Genomic DNA, 23,767 nt, shown 5'->3' with positions numbered 1-23,767 from the left:
GTGGAAGCACAGCAGGGTTCCCGATACTGTCGCGCTATGGTCTGATGCATGTCTGGGGTCGGGGCTATTCTACCACTGGGGCGATGACTTTCCTCCAGCGGGGAAGTCGCGAGCGGTGTTCGAGGGGCGACAAGGAGAGCAAAATGAGCAGTCGACGACAGCGGGCAGAGCAGCGCCGACAGGAGCTGGAAACACCACGCTATGGCTGGATCTGGAAACCGTTGGTGATCCTCCTGGCCATATTGGTCATGGTCGCCGTGGGTCTCAGCATATGGTGGAGCGTTGCGCCTTCCCGGTTCGACGTGGAGACCGCTACCCAACAGCAGCGTATTTCCGCCGCTCCGGCCGCCCGCGGTACCGTCAGTGTGGCCACTCTGGCGACCTTGATCGATACCCTGCAGGACAAGCCTGGGGGCTACGTGCGTAATGACCTGCTGCCCCCTGGGCTGTGGATGGACAATATGGCGGCCTGGGAGACCGGTGTGCTGACCCAGGCGCGGATCATGGCGTCGAGCCTGTCACGCTTCGATACCCAGTCGGGCGCTGCGGTCGACGAGCTGGTCGCCGCCCTCTATCAGGACGCGGATGATTGGCTGGCGCCGTCCATGGAGGATCATCTGGCATTGGCGGGTCAGGCGGCTCGGGAGTACCTGGCGCGCTTCGATGATGGCGCTGGTGCGTCGTTCGGCGAACAGGGGGTAGGTGCCGCTAGCTATCTTGAGTCAGTAAGGGAGGCCTTGGCGGCCTTGCGGGAGCGCCTGTCGTCGGCCGTGGCGGATACGGAGCGGCTCACTGAACTTGGCATTGAGGTGCCACGGGAGGCCGAGGTGCCCTGGTATCGAGTGGACGATGTCTTCCATGAAACGCGTGGCCAGACTTGGGCGCTGTATCAGTTATTGATGGCGCTGGAGCGAGACCAGGCCGACAGCATCGCCGCCGCGGGGCTGAGCGATGATTATGCGCGGGCCTTGGCCGAGCTGGAGCGCATGCAACGCCAGTTCTGGAGCCCGCTGGTGTTGCGCGGTAGCGGCCTCGGCATCTTTGCCAACTATCCGCTGAGCATGGCCCACCATCTCAGTCGTCTGGACAGCGTGCTGCTAAGCCTGACAGAGGGACTGGCCAGTGAGGGCGGAGGTTCAGCAGCAGCCTCGGCTTCCACCCAGGAGGCGGATGCGGCAAGCGGTGAAACTGCTGCAATGAATGACGAGGCGGCAGATGACGAGGTAGACGAAGCCTCAGCGGAAGATGCCGCTCCAGCTTCGCCGGAGGATGATGGCGAGCTGCCTGACGACGGCGCGTCGTGACCGTCGTGTTATCGCCATAACGCAAGAAGCCGCCTCAGGGGCGGCTTCTTGCATCAAGGCGCTTGGTTCTCTACGTAAAAACCAGACTACGTAACAATCAGGCCTTGGCGTAGGCGGCGGCGGACTTTTCGATGGCCTTGCGCGCTGCCTCGACGCCTTCCCAGGACTCGACCTTCACCCACTTGCCTTTCTCGAGGTCCTTGTAGTTCTCGAAGAAGTGAGCAATCTGCTGACGCAGCAGCTCAGGCAGGTCGGTGACTTCCTGCACGTCGTCGTAGAGGCTGGACAGCTTGGGATGCGGCACGCAGACCAGCTTGGCGTCTTCGCCCGCTTCGTCGGTCATGTTGAGGATGCCGACGGGACGCGCACGCACGATGCTGCCCGGTGCTACCGGATACGGTGTCACGACCAGAGCGTCGAGGGGGTCGCCATCATCGGCCAGGGTGTGAGGGATGAAGCCGTAGTTGGCCGGGTAGAACATCGGGGTCGCCATGAAGCGATCGACGAGCAGGGCGCCCATGTCCTTATCAATTTCGTACTTCACCGGCGCGTGGTTGGCGGGAATCTCGATCGCCACGTAGAGATCGTTGGGGAGATCCTTGCCGGCGGGGATGTTGTCGAAGTTCATGCTCGTGTCCTTCGTTGGGCAGATGTCCGCCTGACTGGCGGAAAAAAATCGGTCGAATTATACGAACCCCTGAACGGGATTACCAATCGTTGGGCGGTATCTTGACGCGGTGCAATAATGGGCGCAAGTGGTCTGGCCGTCGGCGACAAGCCTGTTGTCACACATAAGCGCCACATGATGTGTATCATACCGCCCAGAATGGTGGTGGTCCCTCGTTCGCCGGAGTCGTACCGCCCATGCTGGAGCCACAGGAGGTGATCTTGGCCACTGCACGTCTTGCACTGAGTTATGGACAGGCCTTTGTTGCCCCGGAGCGGCATCGCCAGCGTAGCTCGATGTCGGTGCGCCTGCCGGAAGAGGGAGAGCCCAAGGGTGCATGCGCGTTGATCAGCGACTCAGCGTCCGGGCATGCGCTGGCCAAACAGGCCGGGGACCTCAGTGTTCGCGGGTTTCTCAATGACTACTACGCCACACCCAGCCACTGGACCGTCAAGGCGTCGGCCCAGCGCGTCATTCGATCCCTGAATGCCTGGTGTCACGGCATGACGCGACAGATGGACAGCGGCAGCTACGTGTCGTCACTGTCTGCCGTGGTGTTCAAGGAGCGAAGTGCCCACCTTTTCCATGTTGGTGACACCCTGGTCTTTCGTCTTCGAGGGGCCGAATTCGAGCAGCTGTCGCGGGACCACGTCACTGACCTTGGCGGCTACCGCTATCCGGCCAGGGCGCTGGGCATGGATGTCGGTATCGATATCGACTACACCGAGTGGCCACTCAAGCAGGGCGATATCTTTCTGTTCACCACCCAGGGGGTGCGGGGCACCTTGCTGCCGTCGGACTACGTGCGCCTGATACGCGAAGATGCCAGTGACCTGGACGCCGCCTGTGAGCGGCTGGCTGCCGCGGCCGGGGCCAGAGCGGGGGAGCGCGGCTACGGCAGCGATCCGTTCTGTTTCCAGCTGGTCAGGGTCGATGAGCTGCCCGACGTGTCGCCGGATGCCCCCAGCCGCCTGTACGGCGACCTGCCGATTCCCCCGGAGCTTGCTCCAGGCAATCAGATCGACGGCCTGCTGATCGAGGAGGTGCTGTCACGGACAGCCCACTCTCGCGTGTATCGGGTGCGAGACCTGCAGACCGATCGCATCTGTGTGCTAAAGGCACCGAGCCCTGAGTTGTCGAATCGAAACGCCTACCTGGAGCACTTTTTGCTGCAGCAGTGGGTGGTGGAGCGCGTGCATTCGCCTTTCGTGGTCAGCGTGGTGGAACCGTCCCGCCAGCGTCGTCATCTCTACTACCTGATGCGGCACGTGGAGGGCATGACCCTGTCCCAGTGGGTGGCGCGCTTTCCTCGTGCCAGCCTTGGGCAGCGGCTCGACATCGCGCTGCAACTCGGCAAGGCGATCCAGGCGCTGCACAATCGGGACCTGATTCATCAGCAGATCCATCCGGATAATGTGCTGATCGATGAGCATGGCCAAGTGGTATTGGCCGACTTCAGCGCCTGCCATCTGCGTGACGTCGATGGTCATCGGCGCTCACGCCGTCTGGTGCAACAGGTCGGGCTCAACGAACACAGTGCGCCGGAATATGCGCTCGATGACGAGGTGGGGCGGCGCAGCGATCAGTACGCGCTGGCCTCGACGGTGTACTGGCTGCTGAGTGGGCAGCTGCCTTACGACATCCCGACCCACCAGTTACGCAGTCATACCGACCTGGAGCAGCTGAGCTACCGCAGCGTGCGCAGTCGTCGTCCGGATGTCAGTCAGGAGCTGGATGAGGCATTGAAGCGCGCGCTGGATCCGCAGCGATCATTGCGCTTCCGTCGGCTGTCCGAGTTCCTGTATAGCGTGAGGCCGAGCCGGCAGCAGCCCAAGGAACAGGCGCCGAGGTCCATCCGCGCCTGGCAGGAGCCTGCCAACCTATGGCAAGGCATTGCCGGCGTACTGCTGGTGCTGCTGGTGCTGTCGTGGTGGTTGCGCTGAGCCTAGCCAGGAGCACAAAAAAACCCGAGGCAGAGCCTCGGGTTTGTCTTGGGGCGTGGCTTAGAGGCTGAACTCTGGCAGGCGCTTGGCGACCCGGGCGAGCTTCAGCTTGGCCATTTTCGGCAGCCCATTCTCGAAAGGCGGGAAGTCTTCGCCCTGGATCAGGGGGGCCAGGTAGGTGCGACCCGCTTCACTGATGCCAAAGCCGTCCTCGCGAATATAGTCGCGGGGCATGAATTTCTCGCGATTGGCTACGTCCGCCAGGGGCGCGGCCTCGATGTCCCAGCGGTAGGGGTTCTCGCTGACCCGCTTGATGGCGGGCATCTGGGCATTGTGGCCGTCCAGCGCCAGTTCGACTGCCTTGACTCCGACAGCGTAGGCCTGCTCGACGTCAGTCTTGGCGCCAAGGTGGCGTGCTGCACGCTGCAGGTAATCTGCCACGGCCCAGTGATACTTATAGCCCAGGTCCTGCTTGACCATGCCGGCCAGTGTCGGTGCCACACCGCCCAGTTGGCGATGCCCAAAGGCATCCGTGTTGCCGGAGTCGGCAAGGAAGGTGCCGTCTTCGTAGCGTGCTCCCTCGGAGACGACAATGACGCAGTAACCGTAGTTCTTGACGGCGTACTCGACGCGCTCCATGACCTGGCGACGGTCAAAGGGGATCTCGGGGAAGATGATGAGGTGGGGCGGCTCGCCTTCCCCTTGTCCCGCCAGGCCGCCTGCGCCGGCGATCCAGCCCGCGTGGCGTCCCATGACCTCGAGTACGAACACCTTGGTGGAGGTGGCGCACATGGAGGCGATGTCCATGGAGGCTTCCAGGGTGGAGGTGGCGATGTACTTGGCGACGCTGCCAAAGCCCGGGCTGTTGTCGGTAATGGGCAGGTCGTTATCCACGGTCTTGGGAACGTGGATGGCGGTCAGCGGATAGCCCATTTTTTCAGAGAGCTGCGACACCTTGAGGCAGGTATCGGCACTGTCGCCGCCGCCGTTGTAGAAGAAGTAGCGGATGTCATGGGCCTTGAACACCTCGATCAGACGCTCGTACTGGGCCCGGTGGCTCTCGATGTCCTTGAGCTTGTAACGGCAGGAGCCGAAGGCGCCGCCCGGGGTGTGGCGCAGCGCAGCAATGGTGTCGTCTGACTCCTGGCTGACGTCGATCAGATCCTCGGTCAGGGCGCCGATGATGCCATTATGGCCTGCATAGACCTTTCCGATACGGTCGCTGTGGCGGCGGCAGGTCTCGATGACGCCGCAGGCGCTGGCGTTGATGACCGCGGTGACGCCACCGGACTGGGCGTAGAAAGCATTGTGCTGGGCCATGAGGCGTGGGGCTCCTGGGTTGCTAGGGTCGGAAAGAAGGATGATCCCGGGACAGGCGGAGGCCGTGTCGCGTCCGTGTCGGGCCGTGGTTGGCCGCCGTCTCCGAGTGCGACATGCACGGCCTGCGGTGCAGCCGCTGTGGCGTGGGTCGCCGGCATGGTCGGCGATTCTATCCGATCACCCGGTCCCCTGCACCCTGAGTGCGTGCTGCTGTGGCAATAGGCGCCCTAGGTGCCAGCCCATCTGGCTGGCCCGCAAGGGATCGCCCCTGGCGTGTACCCTGGCGCTGTGACTGGCCAGGGCGTTGCCGGATCGAGGGCGACTGTAGATCGGCGGTGACGCGCTGCCAAGGGTGGGCGAGGGCAACACAAAGTAAATTGGTGGGTGACAGGCAACACGCCCCGCTGTCTGGGTGGCTCTGGAGGCCTTGGTCACGGCGTGCTAGTCTGCCGCCAACTTAACGTCGCCATGGCGCTCCCTGAGCCTTGTGGGCGGGGGTCGGGGTGAGTCAGGCGGAGCGATGGAGGCGACATGCATCTTCACATCATCGGTATCTGTGGCACCTTCATGGGTAGCCTGGCGTTGCTGGCCCGTGAACTGGGCCATCAGGTCAGCGGCTCGGATGCCAATGTCTATCCGCCCATGAGCACCCAGTTGGAAGCAGCAGGTATCGCGCTGCAGAACGGCTTTAGCGGGGATCACCTGACGCCTGCACCGGACCTCGTGGTCATCGGCAACGCTTTGTCGCGGGGCAATCCTGAAGTCGAGGCGGTACTGGACCAGGGCTTGCCCTACGTGTCAGGGGCGCAATGGCTCGCCGAACACGTTCTGCCGGGACGTCCTGTGGTGGCCGTGGCAGGGACTCACGGCAAGACCACCACCGCCAGTCTGCTGGCCTGGTTGCTCGACAGCGCAGGGCTCGAGCCTGGGTTCCTGATCGGCGGTGTACCGCGCAACTTTGGTGTGTCCGCCAGGTTGGGCGAGGCGTCGGCCCCCTTTGTGGTGGAAGCCGATGAGTACGACACCGCCTTTTTCGACAAACGCTCTAAGTTCGTGCATTACCGCCCATTGGTCGCCGTGCTCAACAACCTGGAGTTCGATCACGCCGACATCTTTCCTGACCTGGCGGCTATCGAGCGGCAGTTTCACCATCTTGTGCGTACCGTTCCCGGTCGCGGCCTGCTGCTGGTCAGCGACGACAACGATGCACTGGAGAGAGTGCTGGCGGCAGGGTGCTGGACGCCGGTGGAGCGCATGGGGCTGGCCACGACGTCGCCTTGGCGAATCGAGCTGGAGCGCGAAGACGCCAGCCGTTTCCGGGTCATTCATCGCGACCCCCTGGGTGTCGAGGAAGACGCGGTGGTCGACTGGGGGCTGACTGGCAGCTACAACGCGCACAATGCGCTGGCAGCGCTGGCCGCCGCCCGCTACTTCGATGTCGATCTTGCCCGTGGAGCGGCGGCACTGTCTCGCTTCGAAACCCCCAAGCGGCGCCAGGAAGTGCGGGGCGAGATCGCCAATATTCAGGTCATTGATGACTTCGCCCATCACCCCACCGCGATAGAAGCCACCCTGTCGGGTTTGCAGGCGTCCACCCAGCGCGGACGGCTGCTGGCGGTGATCGAGCCACGCTCCAATACCATGCGTCTGGGCACCCTGCGCGACCGCCTGGCCGCCAGCGTAGCCTCGGCCGACCAGGTCTGGTGGTATCAGCCCGCGGGGCTCGACTGGTCGCTCAACAGTGTGGTCGAGGCGTCACCGGTCACCGCCCACCTGGCGACTGACATCGAGGCTCTGGTCGCGGCAGTGGTCGCAGAGGCGCGGCCTTATGATCGTATCGTTGTGATGTCGAACGGCGGGTTTGGCGGCATTCATCAGCTGTTGCTGGATGCGTTGGAGCGCGCTCATGGCTGAGGACTTCAAGTCGCCCGTCACCGTTGCCATCACGGGTGCCTCGGGTGCCCAGTACGGGCTGCGGCTGATCGATGTGCTGGTCAGCGCCGGGCATGAGGTGTGGGTCATGATCTCCAAGGCGGCGCACCTGGTGATCGCCACCGAGACCGAGGAGTCGCTGTCGCCACGTCCAGCGTTGCTGGAGGAGGCGTTGACCTCGCGCTTTGCGGCGCAAAAGGGGCAGATTCGCTGTTTCGGGCGGGAGGACTGGATGTCGCCGGTGGCCTCCGGATCTGGCGCCAGTAGTGCCATGGTGATCTGTCCCTGCTCCACCGGTACGCTGTCCGCGGTGGCCTGTGGTGCCAGCAACAACCTCATCGAGCGTGCCGCCGATGTGGCGCTGAAGGAGCGCCGCAAGCTGGTGCTGGTCCCTCGCGAGACGCCGCTGTCCGCCATTCATCTCGAGCATATGCTGAGCCTGACGCGCATGGGGGCCATCGTGCTGCCAGCGGCTCCCGGGTTCTATCACCAGCCACAGAGCATCGATGATCTGGTGGACTTTATCGTGGCGCGAATCTTGAACCAGCTAGGCATCGATCATCGCTTAATGCCGCGCTGGGGCGAGCCAGCATTCGGCGATTGAAGGTCCGCCTGTTCTTTGAATCCTATGGGAAAGGAAACCCATGCCCAGCCTTTCGGTACTTTCTGTCTTCATCCCTACGTTTTTCCTGGTCTCGCTTACCCCTGGCATGTGCATGACGCTGGCGATGGTGCTGGGCATGACCCAAGGCGTCAGGCGCGCGCTCTGGATGATGCTGGGTGAGCTGGTTGGCGTCGGCCTGGTTGCGTTCTCGGCCGGTGCTGGCGTTGCCGCCCTGATGCTCAAGCTGCCGGCGCTGTTTGCGCTGTTCAAGTGGCTGGGCGGCGCTTACCTGGTCTACCTGGGGGTGCTGATGTGGCGCTCCCGCGGGCGCATGGCGATCCCCGATGAGATCGACGCGGCGGCCCCTCCGGCGCGACGGGAGTTGGCGATGCAGGGCTTTGTCACTGCGGTGGCCAACCCCAAGGGCTGGGCCTTTTTCGTCGCGCTGTTGCCGCCGTTCCTTGAGCCTTCGCGGCCGCTGATGGGGCAGTTGGCGGGGCTTGTGGTGATTATTCTGAGTCTCGAGTTCAGCTGCCTGCTGCTCTACGCGAGTGGTGGCAAGAGCCTTCGCCACCTGCTGGCACGAGGCGGTAGCGTCAGGCTGCTCAATCGTATTGCCGGGACCTTGATGATCGGCGTCGGCTTCTGGCTGGCGCTGGGGTAGCCGTCGTCGGTGATAGACGTGCTAATGGCCAGCGGGAATGGCAAGCGCTGACACAGACGCCCTGTTTCTCAGGCAGCTCGCTCCTTACGTTCCTGGCTATACGGGCGGCAGCCACAGCATCCGGGCGCTGATCAGCACAAGGGACGCCAGCCCCAGATATGCGCCTGGGCAGCCCGCAAAGCCAGGCCGCTCGCGCCTCAGCCATGACAGTTGCACCATCGCGCACACCACCAGACCCAGCAGGGCACCGCCGATCAGGTCGCTTAACCAGTGTACCCCCAGCACAATACGTGACAGGGCCATGGGAACGATGATGGCAATCGCCACCCAGTAGGGCCAGAAGCGCCGATGGTGGGGGAGTCGCTGGGCAATGAAGGCAGCGGCGAGGCCGTAGAGCACGACGGCCGTGGAGGTGTGGGCGCTGGGGTAGGACAGGGAGTCCGCCAGATAGTCCGGTGCATCCGGGCGCAGTCGGCCAATGACGCTCTTGCCCAGGGTGTTGAGCAGGCCGATGCCCGCAAGCCCCGCGGCGATGTGACTCAGCGCCGCCCAGCGGCGACGCCACAGTAGCCAGCCCAGCCAGGGCAGCGCCAGAACGATGACCCCGAGCGTGTCGCCTGCCTTGGCCAGGCTCGTAGACAGGGTGGCTAGGTGGGGGATGTCGAGACTGCTGACCAGTGCGTTGAGGCGTTCGTCCATGGGCAGTGGGCCGTCCGCCTGGAGCACCACCAGGGTCCAGGCGCACAGCGCGGTGAGGCTGCCCAGCAGCAATAGCCAGGTAGCCAGTGGTGGCTCGTCCTCGTGGGTCGGGGCGAGCCAGCGCCACAGGCGCTGGCCACCCGGCAGGCGCAGGGTCAGCCAGGAAAGGCTGCGAAAGAGGAACCCTGGCGGTGACGCATGGTGGCGGACCAAGGAGAAGATGATGGCGAGCGCGACAACCGTGATGCCCAGAGCGGTGAGCCAGGGATGCAGGTCCTGGGGCAGGGCAAGCCACTGTTGCCAGGTACGCCCCAGCAGATAGCCAGGCAGGATGTAGGCTGGCGCCCAAAGTGCGGCCGAGCCTACGTTGGCCCAGGTGAAGGTGGCGGGTGGCATGTGCAGTATGCCCGCGACCAGCGGCACGATCGGCCTTACGGGACCGACGAACCTGCCCAGCAGTACCGATAGTGGGCCGTGACGCTGGAAGAAGCGGGCGCCCCGTGACAGCCATTCCGGATGGTGGGACAGCGGCCACATGGTGGTGACCTGCTCCCGATAGCGGTAGCCAATGGTATAGCTGACCCCATCGCCAACGATCGCGCCGGCAAACGCGCACGCCATGACCCAGCCCACCGCGATTTCCTGATGGCCTGCAAGCGACGCTGCTGCGGTGATCAGGACCACGCCTGGCACCACCACCCCCACCAGGGCCAGTGATTCCACTAGCGCGATGGCGAACACGGATAGCAGTAGCAGGCCAGGCGAAGGCGCCCATTGAATCAGCCAGTCCCCGGCATTTCCCACCCTTACTCTCCTTTGCTTGGCGGCGAGGCGGCATGATGCCACAGTCGCGAGCCGCTGGGCATTGGCTGACCGGTCAGTCCGCCGTCATGGTCTGGGTGCGTCGCTGCAAGCGCTCCAGGAAGATTTGCCAGTCCTCTTCCGGCTTGAGGGCACACAATTGCGAGCGAAGGGTCAGCGGGCCCAGGTCCGCCAGGCGAACCTCGGATAGGGCCTGTTCGAGTCGCTTGGTCACCAGCAAGGCGCCGCTTTCCGTGGTGTTAGGGAGGATCAGCCAGAAGGTGTCGGCGCAGTGCCTGCCCAGGATGTCGTGGTCGCGGCAGTGCAGGTGGACCGCACGACAGAGCTGATCGAGCTGTGACAGCTGTAGACGTGAGCCGTGCTGCTCGCTGGCAACCTCAAGCTGAGGCAGATGCAGAATGACCACGGCGAGGCGCTGGTCCAGGTGTTGGGCGCGTTCAAGCTCTCCCGTCAGACGCTCGTGCAGGGTGGCGTGATTGAGGGCGTCGCAGTCGGCATCGCTCGGGTCGGTAGCGCGAGCGAGGTCCCGTTGGCGCAGATGCTCCCAGCTGGCCAGGGTGCAGCACGCCAGGAAGGTCAACATGGTGACGGCCTGGGCCACGTCCGGTGCCATCTGACGGTGGATCAAAAACCACAGGGGGAGAGCCAAGCATGACAGCAGCAAGGCGGGTCCCAGCGGCAGCAGCAGCAAGACCAGGGCAATCGGCAGGCTCGTCCAGATAGGATCGAGGGAGGAGTGGATCAGTGCCTGATCGTATAGCATCAGGCAGGCGCATATCAGCAGCAGGTAGTGAGTAATGCGCGAGTTGCGCCGGGCGTCGAGGTAGGCGATGACGCCGACCAGACAGCACAGCACGGCAGGCAGCAGGATGTATTCGTACTGACCGATCAGGTAGTGCCACAGCGCGACGGCGGCAAGCAGCAAGGCAGCGAGCAGGTCGGCGAGCAGACGCCAGGAGCGTCGCCAGTGCGGGTGTTCAGTCATGCGCTTTCTCCACCACCTGGGGGGAAGGGCGCTGTTGGCCGAGGGTCTCCAGGATTCGCGGTAGATTATCCAGCCGGGTCAAGGGCACTGCGCGCGACTGCGAGGGAGCGTTGATAGCATCCAGCAGCTCCTGGCGGCGCTGTCTTGCCTGATCCGCGTCGCGGCTGGTCAACAGCACGCCAAGCGTCCGCTGGTCTAGCTGGTAAGCGTTTTCAAAGGACTTGATCTGGCTGCATACCTCTTGAGCGATGCGCCACAGCTGCCGTCCCTGGACATGGATCAGCAGCAGCTCGGCGTGGACATCGTCACGGGCAGCACGGCTATTTTCCTTGACCAGGTCGCGTTCAAGTTGCTCCGCCGACCACAGCGCCAGGCCTGGCGCCAGCCTGGCTCGCTTGCGCACCAGGCGCTGGGAGTGGCCTCCAGGCAATGAGCGGCTGATGGCGTAAAGGCATAGGCAGGTGAGCAGCAGACCCACCAGGATCCAGTGATGAGGACTCAGTCGGTCGATCAGGCTCCACCAGCTGAGGCCGGCAAGGCAAGCATTGAGCAGCTGCATCCAGCGCGGCTGAGGCAGCGCGAGCAGGCATGGCCAGGCCCATAGCCAGGCAGCGTTGGTATGTCCTGGCAGCATGACCAGGGCCGCCAGCAGAAGGCTGGCGACCGCGAGCCAGGGGCGGTAGGCATGCCGCCGATGGCTGAACTCCAGGGCCAGGCCGGTCAGGGCAAACCACAGGGCGGCCAGGCTCAGCAAGATGCCGTCCCAGGGTTGGTCGGACAGCAGCGCGCAGGCTGCCAGCAGCCCGGCAGCGGCAAAGATATTCAGCTTGAACAGTCCGACTTTGTACTTGATCCGCATGCTGTCTTACTATGGCCTCTTCAGTGGTTCCTGACCCGCCCCACGCTTTCCCCTGCCCCCTAGCTGGTGTCCAGTTCGGGGGTGGAACACGTCAAGGAGAACTTCCCATCGTGTCCGACTCTGCCAGCGCCACCTCCGCCACCATCGACGATGTCAGTGCTTACATGAATGCCGTCGGCCAGCGTGCCCGTCAGGCTGCCTCTGCCATGCGCCGTGTGACTCCGGCCGCCAAGAATCATGCGCTGAAGGCCATGGCGAAGGCACTGGATGAGGCGCGACCAGAGATTCTAGCGGCCAATCGTGATGACATGGCGCGTGGTCGTGACAAGGGGCTCGATGACGCGCTGCTCGACCGCCTGGCGCTGAACGATGCACGTATCGATGCGATGATCGAAGGGCTGCATCAGGTCGCGGCTCTCCCCGACCCGGTCGGCGAGATCAGTGATCTGTCCGCCAGGCCAAGTGGTATCCAGGTGGGCAAGATGCGCGTCCCCCTTGGCGTTATCGGTATCATCTATGAATCGCGTCCCAACGTCACGCTGGAAGCGGCCAGTCTCTGCCTCAAATCGGGCAACGCCTGCATTCTTCGTGGCGGTTCCGAGGCCAGTGCCTCCAACCTCGCGTTGGCGCAGTGCATCGCCAAGGGGCTTGGCGAAGCGGGCATGCCGGACGCTGCGGTGCAGTGTGTGGCGACCACTGACCGCGCTGCGGTGGGTCATCTGATCAGCATGCCTGACTACGTTGATGTGATCATACCCCGCGGTGGAAAGTCCTTGATCGAGCGCATCAGTCGGGAGGCCAGGGTGCCGGTGATCAAGCACCTGGACGGTATCTGCCACGTCTACGTGGATGCCCATGCGGATCTCGACAAGGCCGAGGCCATTGCGGTGAATGCCAAGACCCATCGCTACGGTGTTTGTAACGCGATGGAGACCCTGCTGGTGGACATGGCAGTGGCCGACGTTCTGCTGCCGAGGCTCGCGGGTGTCTACGCGGAAAAAGGGGTTGAAGTGCGCGGCTGCGAGCGTGCCCGCGAAGTGGTGGGCAGCTGGTTGCCTGCCAGCGATGAGGACTGGGCGACCGAATATCTGGCGCCGATCCTGGCGGTCAAGGTGGTCGATGGCATCGACGCTGCGATGGCGCATATCGAGCAGTACAGCTCCGGACACACGGAAGCGATCGTCACCGAGAACTATACCCTGGCGCGGCGCTTCCTGGCCGAGGTTGACTCAAGCTCAGTGATCGTCAATGCGTCCACTCGCTTTGCCGACGGATTCGAGTACGGGTTGGGTGCCGAGATCGGCATTTCCACCGACCGCTTGCACGCCCGCGGCCCCGTCGGTCTCGAAGGCCTCACTACGCGCAAGTACGTGGTGCTGGGTGATGGTCAGATTCGCCAGTGAGTGAGCAGGTGTCGTTTTCCATCACCGATGGGCCCGCACGCATCGGCATGCTGGGGGGGACCTTCGACCCGGTGCATCACGGTCATCTACGCACGGCGGTAGAGCTGAGGGACGTGCTCGGCCTGGACGGCGTGCACATGATTCCGGCGGCGCAGCCGCCCTTGAGGGGCCGTCCACAGGTGTCGGCTCAGGAGCGCCTGGCGCTGCTGCGGTTGGGGATCGGAGACACCCCGGGTCTGCTGGCGGACCCGTGCGAGCTGGAGCGAGAAGGGCCGTCCTACAGCGCTCTGACCCTGGCGTCATTGCGACAGCGCTACGGTGAAAAGGCGCGGATCGTCATGGCGCTGGGACATGACGCATTTTTGAAGCTCGCGCAGTGGCATCGGCCCGAGCAGCTGTTCGACCTGGCCCATGTGGTCGTGATCGACCGTCCAGACCATATCGGCGCCTTGCCGGCGGCTCTTGAGGAACTGATAGCCGGTCGTGAGGTCAATGACTGCCAGGCACTGATGGAAGAGGCCCAGGGCCGTTTGCTGCGCCTGTCGCTGCCATCACGCATGGCCATATCCGCCACCTTTGTGCGTGAGCGCCTGGCTCTGGGTGAGAGCGTGCGTTATCTACTGCCCGAGCCGGTGGTGCAGCGTATTGAGTCCCAAGGACTGTATCGGAATCCAGCGATTTCCGGCGCTGAGTGAGAAATTCGTGGAAGCGCTGGAATCGCGCTGCCATAAGGCGCGTCAGCGGGTACAATAGATGGTCGATGAATACCCAGTGATGAGGGGCTATGCAGATTGAAGCATTGAAAGCGCTCGTAATCGAGTCGCTAGACGATATCAAGGCGAAGGACGTCGAAGTGCTCGACGTGTCGCGATTGACCAGCGTAACGGATTGGATGGTGGTGGCCAGCGGCACCTCGACACGGCATGTGGCGGCCCTGGCCAACAGCGTGATTACCAACGCCAAGGAGCAGGGTGTTCAGCCGCTTGGCGTGGAAGGCGACAACGGTGCTGACTGGGTGCTGGTGGATCTCGGTAGCGTGGTGGTGCATGTGATGATGCCTGACACTCGCGCGCTGTATGACCTAGAGCGCCTGTGGTCAGACTTGCCCAGCGACAGCCCGGCACCAGAGGAAGAGGCCAAGGCATGAGGGTCCGCCTGCTGGCGGTCGGTACACGCATGCCAGGTTGGGTCACTGACGGCGTCGAGGAGTACCGCAAGCGCCTACCCAAGGACTTTCGTCTCGAGATTGAAGAGATTGCCCCGGGGCATCGTGGCAAGAATGCCGATACGGCACGCGCGATCACCCAGGAAGCAGAACGTATCGACGCGCGCTTGCGTGGAGACGAGCACCTGGTGGCGCTGGAAGTGCTGGGCAAGCCCTGGACGACGGAAGTCCTGGCAGAGCACGCCGATCAGTGGCGCCACGGTGGGCGTGACGTTGTGTTGCTGGTAGGTGGTCCTGATGGTCTCGATCCCGCGCTGTCGGCGCGGGCTCATCAGCGCTGGTCATTGTCCCCCTTGACCCTGCCTCACCCTCTGGTTCGGCTGGTACTGGCCGAGCAACTCTATCGTGCCTGGACGCTGATGGTGGGGCATCCCTACCATCGGTGACGGCTTCTGAGCCAGACAAGGATTGCCCCTCGCATGCGTAAGCGTCGAGACACCCTCAAGAATCCCGAGCAAGCGCTACGCATCTTCCGCATGCGAGCAAGCCTCGCTGGCGTCGTGGTGGTACTGCTGTCGGGCCTGCTGGTTGGCCGCCTTTGCTACCTGCAGATCGTTCAGCACGAGGTCTACAGCACGCGTTCCGAGAAAAATCGCGTCAGGGTCGAGCCCCTGCCGCCCACGCGGGGCCTGATCTACGACCGCAACGGTCAGCTGCTGGCAGAAAACCGTCCCACCTATAACCTGACCCTGGTGCGCGAGCGGGTGGACGATCTCGACGCCACTCTCGAGCTGTTGGTCGACCTGCTGGATCTGCCGGCAGAAGAGGTCGAGGCGTTCAAGGTGCGCTCACGTCAGCGGCAGCGGCCCTACCAGCCGGCGCTGCTGATGAGTGATCTGACGGAAGCGCAGATTGCGCGACTGGCGGTCAACCGCCACCGCTTGCCAGGGGTAGAGGTCCAGGCGCAGTTGCTGCGTTTCTATCCCGATGCCGAAATCATGTCCCACGCCCTGGGCTATGTCGGGCGAATCAATGCCGAGGAGCTGGAGTCTCTTGACCCGGGCAACTACGCCGGGACGCACTTCATTGGCAAGACTGGCGTGGAACGGTTCTACGAGGACCAGCTGCATGGGCGAGCGGGACTTCGCAAGGTGGAGACCAACGCCCGCGGCAGGGTGTTGCGCGAGCTTGGGCACACCGATCCTGAACCGGGGCAGGACCTGACCCTTACCCTGGACATGGACATGCAGCAGCTCGCGGTGGACCTTCTGGATGACCGCCGCGGTGCCATCGTCGCGATTGCCCCCCAGACCGGCGAGATTCTGGCCATGGCATCGGTGCCTGGCTTTGATACCAATCAGTTCGTGACCGGTATCGATGTCGCTTCCTATCGTGGCCTGCAGAACGATATCGATCTGCCGCTGTTCGACCGGGCCACTCGCGGCAGCTATCCCGCCGGCTCCACGATCAAGCCGTTCATGGCCATGGCCGGGTTGATCGAGGGCGCCGTCACGCCCGATGAAGTGATCTACGATCCTGGCTATTACCAGCTGCCCAATGATGAGCGCCGCTATCGCAACTGGCTGCGCTGGGGCCACGGTCGGGTCAATCTCGAACGTGCCTTGGCGGTGTCCAACAACACCTACTTCTATTCCCTGGCACACGAGCTCGGCATCGATCGGATCGACGCCAACCTGGGCGCGTTCGGCTTCGGTACTCGCGTTGCCGCCGATGTGGCGGGCCAGGGTGATGGCCTGCTGCCGTCCCGCGACTGGAAACGTGCGCGCTTCAACCAGCCCTGGTATCCCGGGGAGACGCTGTCGGTAGGCATTGGGCAGGGATACCTGCAGATCACGCCGCTACAGCTGGCGTCGGCCACCGCGGTACTGGCCAATCGCGGGCATTGGGTGCGCCCGCGTCTGGCCAAGCGCATCGGCGCGGAAGATGTGCCGGTCGACTTGCCGGACACTCCAGCGGATATCGATGCTCCCGATGCCTATTGGACACGGGTCTTCAATGGCATGGAGAAGGTGCTGTCCGGTCGTGAGGGCACCGCCCGGCGCACGGGGGCAGGGCTTCAGTATCGCATGGCCGGCAAGTCCGGCACCGCCCAGGTGTTCTCGCTGGGCCAGAACCAGAAGTACAACGCCGCCGAGCTGCGCGAACGTCTGCGCGACCATGCCTTGTTCATGGCCTTCGCTCCGGTGGAAGACCCCCAGATTGCCATCGCGGTGATCGTCGAAAACGCCGGCGGTGGCTCGACCCACGCCGCCGGTCTTGCCAGAGCCATGGCGGATGCCTGGATCCTGGATCACAACGCCGGCAAGCCGGTATCCGACGCTAGCGATCCGCTGCAAGATGACCCAGAGGAGGCCAACTGATGGCCGTCGATTTCGTGCGATCATTGCGTGGTCATCCGGTACGCCCCCCCGCCAGCGGCATCGCCAGGCGCATTTCTCTGTGGCAGCGGCTGCATATCGATCCGTGGCTGCTGGCGATGCTGCTGCTGCTGATGGTCAGCGGCCTGGCGGTGCTGTATAGCGCCAGCGGCGAGAACATGCGGGTGGTCACCGCCCAGGCAATTCGCTTCGGTGTGGCCTGGACCGTGATGCTGGTGCTCGCTCAGTTTTCTCCGGCGACCTTGATGCGCTGGGCGCTGCCCGCCTACATGACCGGTGTGGTCATGCTGGTGGCGGTCGAGATTCTCGGTGACATCGGTATGGGGGCGCAGCGCTGGCTGGTGATTCCTGGCGTGGTGCGCTTCCAGCCCTCCGAAATGATGAAGATCGCCATGCCGATGATGATCGCTGCCTGGATCAGTCGGCACGAGTTGCCCCCGAACTGGAGGGTGCTGGCGGGCTGCGCATTGCTGATCGCCTTGCCGGTGGGGCTGATCGCCCGTCAGCCCGATCTTGGTACCTCGTTGCTGGTGGCTTCGGCGGCGGTGTTTGTCATCTTGCTGGCGGGCCTTTCGTGGAAGTTCATCGGTGCCATGGTGGCCCTGGCGGGGGCCGCCTTACCGCTATTGTGGATGAACATGCACAATTATCAGCGGCAGCGGGTATTGACCTTTCTGGACCCCGAGAGCGATCCGCTCGGCGCTGGTTGGAACATCATCCAGTCGACCACGGCCATCGGCAGCGGCGGTATCTGGGGCAAGGGCTGGCTAGAGGGGACCCAGTCGCAGCTCGAGTTTCTGCCTGAGCGACATACGGACTTCATCGTCGCGGTGCTGGGTGAGGAATTCGGCCTGGTAGGCATGCTGGCCTTTCTGGTGCTCTACCTGCTGATTGTTGCGCGGGGGCTGTGGCTGGCTGGCGCGGCGCAAGACACCTTTGGCCGCTTGCTGGGCGGTGGCATCATGTTGACGTTCTTCATCTATGTGTTTGTGAATATCGGCATGGTCAGTGGAATTCTTCCCGTGGTCGGCGTGCCGCTTCCTCTGGTCAGTTACGGAGGGACGTCCAGCGTGACCTTGATGGCCGGTTTCGGTATTCTCATGGCGGTCAATGCACACCGTCGACTGCTGCCTCGATAGCGTCGATGAACAGGCTTACGGGTTCATGCCAGATCGCCGCCAGAGAGCGCACATGGGCGTGCGACAGCCGTCGCCACCCTGTTCGCCATCGCATCTACGATAGTGCTGGCAGGCGACACGGCGTGTCCCAAGGGAGAAGATTGATGACAGTACCCCTGATCCAGGGAAGGGAAGGCGTTGGTGCGACACGCCGTGGCTGGCTGGGCAGCGTGTTGGGCAGCCTGCTTGCGACGCTGTCGCTGTCGGCGGCGGCGCAGGACTTCGCGACCCCCGACGTCAACGACATGATGGGACGCCTGGAGCGGCAGGGGATCTCCCGGGAATGGCTTGAGCAGACCATGGCCAGCGCGCAGTTCCAGCCGTCGGTGCTCGAAGCCATGAGTGGTGCCGCCGAGCATCATATGACCTGGGAGCGCTATCGCAATATCTTCCTCGGAGAGGAGCGCATCAACGAGGGTGCCGCCTTTATCGAGACCCATCTTGATGCCTTCGAGCGGGCCGAGCAGCGCTACGGAGTCCCACCGGAGGTCATCGCTGCCATCATTGGCGTCGAGACCCGCTATGGCAGGATTACCGGCGACCACCGAGTGCTGGACTCCTTGTCGACGCTGGCCTTCCACCATCCGCGTCGGGGAGAGTTCTTCGAGGGCGAACTGGAGGCCTTTCTCGATATCGCCTACGAGCAGGGTGTGGATCCTGGCAGCCTGAAAGGCTCCTATGCCGGTGCCATGGGCTATCCCCAGTTTATTCCTACCAGCTATCAAGCCTACGCCGTGGACTTTGACGGCGATGGGCATCGCAACCTGTGGACCGACCCCGTCGATGCCATTGGGAGCGTTGGCAACTACTTTGCCGAGCACCGTTGGCAGCCCGGCGGCGAGGTGTACTGGGAAGCGCAGGGTCCTGCGACCACACCTGCTGCGATCAATTTCAATCGTACCCAGCGCCCTTACGTGCAGGTCTCCGCACTGGAAGCCCAGGGCATTCGCCCGCAGGAGCCACTGGCGGGCGATCGCAAGGTGATTCCGCTGGCACTCGACAGCGAAGATGGCAGCGTGCGCTATCGCCTTGCCGATACCAATTTTTACGTGATCACCCGGTACAATCACAGCCATCTGTACGCCATGGCGGTGACCGAGCTTGCCGAGGCCATCGCCCAGGTGCGTGACCTGGGAAAGCGCCAGTGGTGGAATGCGCTGGAGCTGGAGGCGACCACATGAGCCTGCGATCGCGCTTGCTGCCTACCATGTCGCTGTTGGTCGCACTGGGCGGGTGTGCCAGCGGTGGTCCCGGCAATGCGCCAAGTGCGGACGGGGCGGCCACCCAGAGTGAGGCGCCCAGTTCCAGTGGTGGCCGCTACGCCATGAGTGGTGATGCGTATCCTCAAAGCCCACCTGATGTCAGTCAGGTGCCGGATGCGGTGCCGCGCAATGAGCCTCGCTCCCGTGCAGGCAACCGGTCGACCTATGAGGTGTGGGGCAAGACCTATCACGTGATGGACGACCCGAGCGGGTATCAGCGCGAAGGCACAGCCTCCTGGTACGGCCAGAAGTTCCATGGCTATGCCACCTCAAACGGCGAAATCTATGACATGTACAAGATGACCGCCGCCCACAAGTCGTTGCCGCTGCCGACCTTTGCTCGCGTGACCAATCTGGATAACGGTCGCTCGGTCATCGTGCGGGTCAATGACCGCGGTCCATTTCATGACGACCGCGAGATCGACCTGTCCTATGCGGCGGCAGCGCGCCTGGACATCCTCGATAATGGCACTGGCCGAGTCCGCGTCAGTGCCATCGATGCTGGTCAGTGGCAGGCCAACGGTGGGCGAGGTGCTGAGGCGTCGTCCGGGGCTGTTGCGTCCCAAGCCCAGGCTGGGCAAACATCAGCACCGCCAGCGGCGACGCCGTCCCGGTCTGCGGCACCGGCTCCCGCGGTAGCTCAGCGTGATGCCCGCGCAGAGGCCCCAGCGCCGGCGAGTGCGGGTGCTGCCGAGGGTGTCTACATTCAGGTGGCGGCATTGGGTTCCGCGACCAGCGCTCGAGACCTCAAGTCAGACCTGGAGCAGCGCTTGAACCAGGATGTGCGGGTGGCCAGTGACGCTGGCCTGCACAAGGTGCAGGTTGGGCCGTTGGCCAGTCGAGGCCAGGCGGAGCCGATCAGAGAACGCTTGCGCCAGGCCGGTTTTGAGCAGACCTTTGTCGTCGATGGGCGCTAGCCGTGGGCGCCGTTAAGCCGGCGCCACGGTGAAGTTCGCGGGTATCGATGTGTGATTAAAATTGTGCGGCGACGTTTAACGCCGCTTTCCCCGACTGTTGTAACGAGACGTTCACCATGATTTTCAAGTCATCTCTTTCTCGCCGCTATTTGCCAGTTGCTTTTGTGTGCGCGGCCCTGGTGGCTCCCTTGACCAGTGCCCAGCAGCCTGACGCTCCCACGCCGGACATGCCCGAGCCCCAGGTCATGATTCCTGCTCCGCCACAGCTCGCTGCAAAGTCCTGGATTCTGATCGACGCCAACAGTGGTCGCGTATTGGCTGAACACAACTCTGATCAGCGTCTGCCGCCGGCCAGCCTGACCAAGCTGATGACCGCCTACCTGGTCGAACGTGAACTCGACCGCGGTAATATCCAGGGCGATGACATGGTGCCTATCAGCGAGAAGGCGTGGCGCACCGGCGGTTCCAAGATGTTCGTCGAGGTCGGCACCCGGGTGCCGGTAGAAGAGCTGCTGCACGGGATCGTCATCGTCTCCGGCAACGACGCCAGCGTTGCCATGGCCGAGTATCTGGCCGGCGGTGAGGAGCCATTCGCCGACCTGATGAACCAGCATGCCACCCAGCTGGGCATGGAGAACACCCACTACGAGAATGCCACCGGTCTGCCCGGCGAAAACCACTACTCGTCTGCCCGTGACTTGATGCGTCTAGCCCGTCACATCATTCTGGACTACCCGGAACACTACGCGATCTATAGCCAGAAGCACTTTACCTACAACGGTATCGAACAGCCGAACCGCAACCGCCTGCTGTGGCGCGACCCGAGCGTCGATGGCCTGAAGACGGGCTGGACCGAAGAAGCCGGCTACTGCCTGGTGTCGTCGGGCAAGCGCGATGACATGCGCCTGATTTCTGTGGTGATGGGTACCAACTCCGATGAAGCGAGGGCACAGGAAACGCAAAAGCTGTTGAGCTACGGTTTCCGCTATTACGAGACCCTGAAACTCTATGATCGTGGCGCGGTGCTCAATACCCCGCGTGTCTGGGAAGGTGCCACCAATGAGCTCAAGGTAGGCGTCGACAATGGCGTCTACATGACTGTGCCGCGTAACCGCAATGGAGAGCTGACTGCGCGCCTGGACATCGACAGCGGTCTGGTGGCGCCGATTGCCGCGGGGCAGCGGGTTGGCACCATGGAAGTGCGACTGGGCGATGAAGTGGTTGGCGAGCGCGACCTGGTGGCCCTGGAGGCGGTCGAGGAGGGTGGCTTCTTCAAGCGCATGATCGACAAGGTTCAGCGTTTCTTCAGTGACTTGGTGGGTGGCTGGTTCGACTGAAGCTGTCGCGATCGAGCAGGTGACCCGATCGGTGAGCGGGCAGAGTCCGCCGCCGACGAGGGGGCAGCCGGGTGCGATGCGCCCGGCCTGGTCGAGTCACCTGGCTTGGTCGAGTCGCCAAGGTTGAGTAGAATAGTCGGGTATCCACTCAAAGGGTCATCGGATGAACGATCGAACCTTCCGGGATCTTCGCTCACAAGCTGGGCCTGATCCGACAGATGTGACCATCACGTTTCCCTGTGACTACCCGATCAAGGTGGTCGGTGATGCGTCTGAAGACTTTGCCGCGACGGTGAGTCAGATCGTGCTCAAGCATGATCCGAGTTTTACCGGGAGCAGCCTCGAGGTCATCGATAGCCGCAACGGACGTTTTCAGTCTGTTCGCTTGACCCTGCGTGCCACGGGTGAAACCCAGCTCAAGGCGCTGTTCGAGGAGCTCAAGGCGACCGGTCGCGTGCACATGGTGGTGTGATGGAGCCCATCGAGGTCTATCATCTTGGGCTAGTGCCCTACCAGCCCGTATGGCAAGCAATGCGTGAGCTGACCGATCAGCGGGACGGCACGACGCCCGACCAGATCTGGGTGGTCCAGCATCCCCCGGTGTTCACTCAGGGACAGGCCGGCAAGGCAGAGCATCTGCTGATGCCCAGCGAGATCCCGTTGGTGGAGACGGACCGTGGTGGTCAGATTACCTACCATGGACCGGGTCAGTTGGTGCTGTATCCCCTGATCGACGTCAAGCGCGCGCGACTGGGGGTCAGGGACCTGGTAAGCGCGTTGGAAGACAGCGTTGTCGATGCCCTGGGACAGCATGGTATTGAGGCTCATGCCCGGCCAGATGCACCCGGTGTCTACGTCGGGGAGCGCAAGATTGCCTCCCTGGGGTTGCGGATTCGGCGTGGCGCGAGTTTTCACGGCATTGCCGTCAATCTGGACCTGGATCTGACGCCGTTCAGCTTCATCAATCCCTGCGGCTATGCGGGGCTAGAGATGACTCGGCTGGCCGACCTGACGTCTACTGATGTGGATGCCAGGCTTGAGGCGCAGCGTCTATTGGATGCCTTGGCCCTTCGGCTGGGGCAACGTGAACTGGTTGAGCGTTCTGGTCAGCCAGAGGCTTTCCACGGCCAACATTTTGATTGATCGCCCTGGAGTCGTGACGGCGATCTTCCACAGGATAGAGACATGACTGACAGCTCCGCCATCCAGGCGGCGGCCGCCGCCGCCAAGGCCAAGAAAAGTGCTCGCAGCGAAAGAGGTGTCAAGCTGCGTGGTGCCGAGAAGGTGGCCCGGATTCCGGTGAAGGTGATTCCCACCGAGGAGATCCCGCGCAAGCCCGACTGGCTTCGGGTTCGCATGCCGGTATCCAAGGAAGTCACCCGCATCAAGGACACGCTGCGTCGCCACGGCCTGCACACGGTCTGCGAAGAAGCGTCTTGCCCCAACCTGGGGGAGTGCTTCCACGGGGGCACCGCCACCTTCATGATCATGGGCGACATCTGCACCCGTCGTTGTCCGTTCTGTGATGTTGCCCACGGCAGGCCCAATGCCTTGAATGAGCGTGAGCCGCGAGAGCTCGCCGAGGCGATCGCCGAGATGCGACTGAAGTACGTGGTAGTGACCTCGGTTGACCGTGACGACCTGCGCGATGGCGGTGCCCAGCATTTCGCCGACTGTATTCGCGAGATTCGCCGCGACAGCCCGAGCATCGAGATCGAAGTGCTGGTGCCGGACTTCAGGGGGCGCATGGAGGTCGCGCTGGATATCCTCGAAACCACGCCGCCCAACGTCTTTAATCACAACCTGGAGACGGTGCCCAGCCTGTATCGCAAGGTGCGCCCTGGTGCCGACTACCAGTGGTCTCTGGATCTGCTCAAGGGCTACAAGGAGCGCCGTCCGGAGGTCATGACCAAGTCTGGGCTGATGCTCGGGGTAGGTGAAGCCGACGAGCAGGTGATCGAGGTCATGAAGGACCTGCGAGCCCACAATGTCGATATGCTGACGCTGGGTCAGTACATGCAGCCGTCTCGCAATCACCTGCCAGTGGACCGTTGGGTCCCGCCGGCGACCTTTGACTGGTTTGCCGAGCAAGGCCGAGCCATGGGCTTCACCCACGTGGCGTCTGGTCCTCTGGTGCGGTCGTCCTATCACGCCGACCAGCAGGCCCATGGCATCGAGGTCAAGTAACGGTTCGATGCGCAGCGTTAGATGAAAGCAATGCCCGGTAATGCCGGGCATTGTGCGTTTTAGCCTACGTGTTTTTGCGCCTACTCCTACCTTATGTGCCGTGGCATGGTGAAGGGGCTT

The 23,767-nt window shown here is 63.2% G+C and carries 22 protein-coding genes; 17 read left to right on the top strand and 5 right to left on the bottom strand.

Going from position 1 to position 23,767, the window contains the following annotated elements; all coding sequences use genetic code 11:
* The first annotated feature begins 143 nt into the window (after positions 1–143).
* Positions 144–1,304 (top strand): DUF2333 family protein, encoded by a 1,161-nt coding sequence (locus tag KUV72_RS12550; protein WP_222238643.1) that lies wholly within the window; start codon positions 144–146, stop codon positions 1,302–1,304.
* 97 nt (positions 1,305–1,401) lie between these two features.
* Here the strand turns inward: KUV72_RS12550 and ppa are convergent, their stop codons facing one another.
* A complete protein-coding gene (gene ppa, locus KUV72_RS12545; RefSeq protein WP_206943306.1) occupies positions 1,402–1,932 on the bottom strand; it encodes an inorganic diphosphatase in 531 nt (176 codons plus the stop codon).
* 260 nt (positions 1,933–2,192) lie between these two features.
* Between ppa and KUV72_RS12540 the strand changes: the two genes are divergently transcribed.
* Positions 2,193–3,914 (top strand): bifunctional protein-serine/threonine kinase/phosphatase, encoded by a 1,722-nt coding sequence (locus KUV72_RS12540; protein ID WP_206943304.1) that lies wholly within the window; start codon positions 2,193–2,195, stop codon positions 3,912–3,914.
* A 60-nt stretch (positions 3,915–3,974) separates the two neighbouring features.
* Here KUV72_RS12540 and KUV72_RS12535 read toward each other — a convergent pair whose 3' ends face one another.
* Positions 3,975–5,234 carry a 6-phosphofructokinase gene (locus tag KUV72_RS12535; RefSeq protein ID WP_206943299.1) on the bottom strand — a complete coding sequence of 420 codons (1,260 nt, stop codon included), beginning with the start codon at positions 5,232–5,234 and terminating at the stop codon, positions 3,975–3,977.
* 531 nt (positions 5,235–5,765) lie between these two features.
* On the opposite strand from KUV72_RS12535, the gene mpl reads away from it, so the two are divergent.
* Genes mpl through KUV72_RS12520 form a run of 3 tightly spaced genes read left to right on the top strand, consistent with a single transcriptional unit; the run spans position 5,766 to position 8,434 of the window.
* Positions 5,766–7,148 (top strand): UDP-N-acetylmuramate:L-alanyl-gamma-D-glutamyl-meso-diaminopimelate ligase, encoded by a 1,383-nt coding sequence (mpl, locus tag KUV72_RS12530; RefSeq protein WP_222238642.1) that lies wholly within the window; start codon positions 5,766–5,768, stop codon positions 7,146–7,148.
* Positions 7,141–7,770: a flavin prenyltransferase UbiX gene (locus KUV72_RS12525; protein WP_222238641.1), complete on the top strand. Its 630-nt coding sequence runs from the start codon at positions 7,141–7,143 to the stop codon at positions 7,768–7,770. Before mpl ends, KUV72_RS12525 begins: the two co-directional genes overlap by 8 nt.
* Positions 7,771–7,810: 40 nt before the next feature.
* A complete protein-coding gene (locus KUV72_RS12520) occupies positions 7,811–8,434 on the top strand; it encodes a LysE family translocator (protein ID WP_206943293.1) in 624 nt (207 codons plus the stop codon).
* A 96-nt stretch (positions 8,435–8,530) separates the two neighbouring features.
* On the opposite strand, the gene KUV72_RS12515 is transcribed toward KUV72_RS12520, so the two are convergent.
* The 3 genes from KUV72_RS12515 to KUV72_RS12505 form a co-directional block, all read right to left on the bottom strand.
* On the bottom strand, positions 8,531–9,937 hold the full coding sequence (locus tag KUV72_RS12515) for a bifunctional DedA family/phosphatase PAP2 family protein (protein ID WP_206943291.1): 1,407 nt from the start codon (positions 9,935–9,937) through the stop codon (positions 8,531–8,533).
* A 73-nt stretch (positions 9,938–10,010) separates the two neighbouring features.
* Positions 10,011–10,940, bottom strand: a complete 930-nt coding sequence (locus KUV72_RS12510; RefSeq protein WP_222238640.1) for a GGDEF domain-containing protein — start codon at positions 10,938–10,940, stop codon at positions 10,011–10,013.
* The gene (locus KUV72_RS12505; RefSeq protein ID WP_222238639.1) at positions 10,933–11,799 is read right to left on the bottom strand and encodes a hypothetical protein; all 867 of its coding nucleotides are present in this window, start codon (positions 11,797–11,799) and stop codon (positions 10,933–10,935) included. The genes KUV72_RS12510 and KUV72_RS12505 overlap by 8 nt, the downstream gene beginning before the upstream one ends.
* Positions 11,800–11,963: 164 nt before the next feature.
* Here KUV72_RS12505 and KUV72_RS12500 point away from each other — a divergent pair, with 164 nt between their 5' ends.
* The 12 genes from KUV72_RS12500 to lipA all read left to right on the top strand — a co-directional run bounded on the left by KUV72_RS12500 (position 11,964) and on the right by lipA (position 23,647).
* Positions 11,964–13,202 (top strand): glutamate-5-semialdehyde dehydrogenase, encoded by a 1,239-nt coding sequence (locus KUV72_RS12500; protein WP_261317493.1) that lies wholly within the window; start codon positions 11,964–11,966, stop codon positions 13,200–13,202.
* Between the two features lie 47 nt (positions 13,203–13,249).
* The gene (gene nadD / locus KUV72_RS12495) at positions 13,250–13,897 is read left to right on the top strand and encodes a nicotinate-nucleotide adenylyltransferase (protein WP_222238759.1); all 648 of its coding nucleotides are present in this window, start codon (positions 13,250–13,252) and stop codon (positions 13,895–13,897) included.
* Between the two features lie 89 nt (positions 13,898–13,986).
* Complete coding sequence (gene rsfS / locus KUV72_RS12490; protein ID WP_206943283.1) at positions 13,987–14,349, top strand: ribosome silencing factor; 363 nt, start codon at positions 13,987–13,989, stop codon at positions 14,347–14,349.
* On the top strand, positions 14,346–14,813 hold the full coding sequence (gene rlmH, locus KUV72_RS12485; protein WP_222163457.1) for a 23S rRNA (pseudouridine(1915)-N(3))-methyltransferase RlmH: 468 nt from the start codon (positions 14,346–14,348) through the stop codon (positions 14,811–14,813). Before rsfS ends, rlmH begins: the two co-directional genes overlap by 4 nt.
* 33 nt (positions 14,814–14,846) lie before the next feature.
* A complete protein-coding gene (gene mrdA, locus KUV72_RS12480; RefSeq protein WP_222238637.1) occupies positions 14,847–16,748 on the top strand; it encodes a penicillin-binding protein 2 in 1,902 nt (633 codons plus the stop codon).
* The gene (gene rodA, locus KUV72_RS12475) at positions 16,748–17,905 is read left to right on the top strand and encodes a rod shape-determining protein RodA (protein WP_206943277.1); all 1,158 of its coding nucleotides are present in this window, start codon (positions 16,748–16,750) and stop codon (positions 17,903–17,905) included. The genes mrdA and rodA overlap by 1 nt, the downstream gene beginning before the upstream one ends.
* 143 nt (positions 17,906–18,048) lie before the next feature.
* Positions 18,049–19,125, top strand: coding sequence for a lytic murein transglycosylase B (gene mltB / locus KUV72_RS12470; protein WP_222238636.1), 1,077 nt, complete (start codon positions 18,049–18,051; stop codon positions 19,123–19,125).
* Positions 19,122–20,123, top strand: a complete 1,002-nt coding sequence (locus tag KUV72_RS12465; protein WP_222238635.1) for a septal ring lytic transglycosylase RlpA family protein — start codon at positions 19,122–19,124, stop codon at positions 20,121–20,123. The genes mltB and KUV72_RS12465 overlap by 4 nt, the downstream gene beginning before the upstream one ends.
* A gap of 116 nt (positions 20,124–20,239) precedes the next feature.
* A complete protein-coding gene (locus KUV72_RS12460; protein ID WP_206943271.1) occupies positions 20,240–21,460 on the top strand; it encodes a D-alanyl-D-alanine carboxypeptidase family protein in 1,221 nt (406 codons plus the stop codon).
* Between the two features lie 163 nt (positions 21,461–21,623).
* Positions 21,624–21,932: a YbeD family protein gene (locus KUV72_RS12455; protein ID WP_222238634.1), complete on the top strand. Its 309-nt coding sequence runs from the start codon at positions 21,624–21,626 to the stop codon at positions 21,930–21,932.
* On the top strand, positions 21,932–22,603 hold the full coding sequence (gene lipB / locus KUV72_RS12450; RefSeq protein ID WP_206943268.1) for a lipoyl(octanoyl) transferase LipB: 672 nt from the start codon (positions 21,932–21,934) through the stop codon (positions 22,601–22,603). The genes KUV72_RS12455 and lipB overlap by 1 nt, the downstream gene beginning before the upstream one ends.
* Positions 22,604–22,645: 42 nt before the next feature.
* Positions 22,646–23,647 (top strand): lipoyl synthase, encoded by a 1,002-nt coding sequence (gene lipA / locus KUV72_RS12445; protein ID WP_206943267.1) that lies wholly within the window; start codon positions 22,646–22,648, stop codon positions 23,645–23,647.
* Positions 23,648–23,767 lie beyond the last annotated feature (120 nt).

Origin of the sequence: Halomonas sp. DP4Y7-1, assembly GCF_019800705.1 — a bacterium.
GTDB classification, from domain to species: domain Bacteria; phylum Pseudomonadota; class Gammaproteobacteria; order Pseudomonadales; family Halomonadaceae; genus Halomonas; species Halomonas litopenaei_A.
This window is presented reverse-complemented; position numbering and strand designations above follow the sequence as displayed.

Bases quoted from the DNA above. Each gene is read 5' to 3' on its own strand.
- lipB (WP_206943268.1), top strand. From the start codon at position 21,932: ATGGAGCCCATCGAGGTCTATCATCTTGGGCTAGTGCCCTACCAGCCC.
- mpl (WP_222238642.1), top strand. From the start codon at position 5,766: ATGCATCTTCACATCATCGGTATCTGTGGCACCTTCATGGGTAGCCTG.
- rlmH (WP_222163457.1), top strand. From the start codon at position 14,346: ATGAGGGTCCGCCTGCTGGCGGTCGGTACACGCATGCCAGGTTGGGTC.
- mltB (WP_222238636.1), top strand. From the start codon at position 18,049: ATGACAGTACCCCTGATCCAGGGAAGGGAAGGCGTTGGTGCGACACGC.
- rsfS (WP_206943283.1), top strand. From the start codon at position 13,987: ATGCAGATTGAAGCATTGAAAGCGCTCGTAATCGAGTCGCTAGACGAT.
- nadD (WP_222238759.1), top strand. From the start codon at position 13,250: ATGCTGGGGGGGACCTTCGACCCGGTGCATCACGGTCATCTACGCACG.
- KUV72_RS12455 (WP_222238634.1), top strand. From the start codon at position 21,624: ATGAACGATCGAACCTTCCGGGATCTTCGCTCACAAGCTGGGCCTGAT.
- KUV72_RS12460 (WP_206943271.1), top strand. From the start codon at position 20,240: ATGATTTTCAAGTCATCTCTTTCTCGCCGCTATTTGCCAGTTGCTTTT.
- rodA (WP_206943277.1), top strand. From the start codon at position 16,748: ATGGCCGTCGATTTCGTGCGATCATTGCGTGGTCATCCGGTACGCCCC.
- mrdA (WP_222238637.1), top strand. From the start codon at position 14,847: ATGCGTAAGCGTCGAGACACCCTCAAGAATCCCGAGCAAGCGCTACGC.
- KUV72_RS12550 (WP_222238643.1), top strand. From the start codon at position 144: ATGAGCAGTCGACGACAGCGGGCAGAGCAGCGCCGACAGGAGCTGGAA.
- lipA (WP_206943267.1), top strand. From the start codon at position 22,646: ATGACTGACAGCTCCGCCATCCAGGCGGCGGCCGCCGCCGCCAAGGCC.
- ppa (WP_206943306.1), bottom strand. From the start codon at position 1,932: ATGAACTTCGACAACATCCCCGCCGGCAAGGATCTCCCCAACGATCTC.
- KUV72_RS12535 (WP_206943299.1), bottom strand. From the start codon at position 5,234: ATGGCCCAGCACAATGCTTTCTACGCCCAGTCCGGTGGCGTCACCGCG.
- KUV72_RS12500 (WP_261317493.1), top strand. From the start codon at position 11,964: ATGAATGCCGTCGGCCAGCGTGCCCGTCAGGCTGCCTCTGCCATGCGC.
- KUV72_RS12525 (WP_222238641.1), top strand. From the start codon at position 7,141: ATGGCTGAGGACTTCAAGTCGCCCGTCACCGTTGCCATCACGGGTGCC.
- KUV72_RS12510 (WP_222238640.1), bottom strand. From the start codon at position 10,940: ATGACTGAACACCCGCACTGGCGACGCTCCTGGCGTCTGCTCGCCGAC.
- KUV72_RS12520 (WP_206943293.1), top strand. From the start codon at position 7,811: ATGCCCAGCCTTTCGGTACTTTCTGTCTTCATCCCTACGTTTTTCCTG.
- KUV72_RS12465 (WP_222238635.1), top strand. From the start codon at position 19,122: ATGAGCCTGCGATCGCGCTTGCTGCCTACCATGTCGCTGTTGGTCGCA.
- KUV72_RS12505 (WP_222238639.1), bottom strand. From the start codon at position 11,799: ATGCGGATCAAGTACAAAGTCGGACTGTTCAAGCTGAATATCTTTGCC.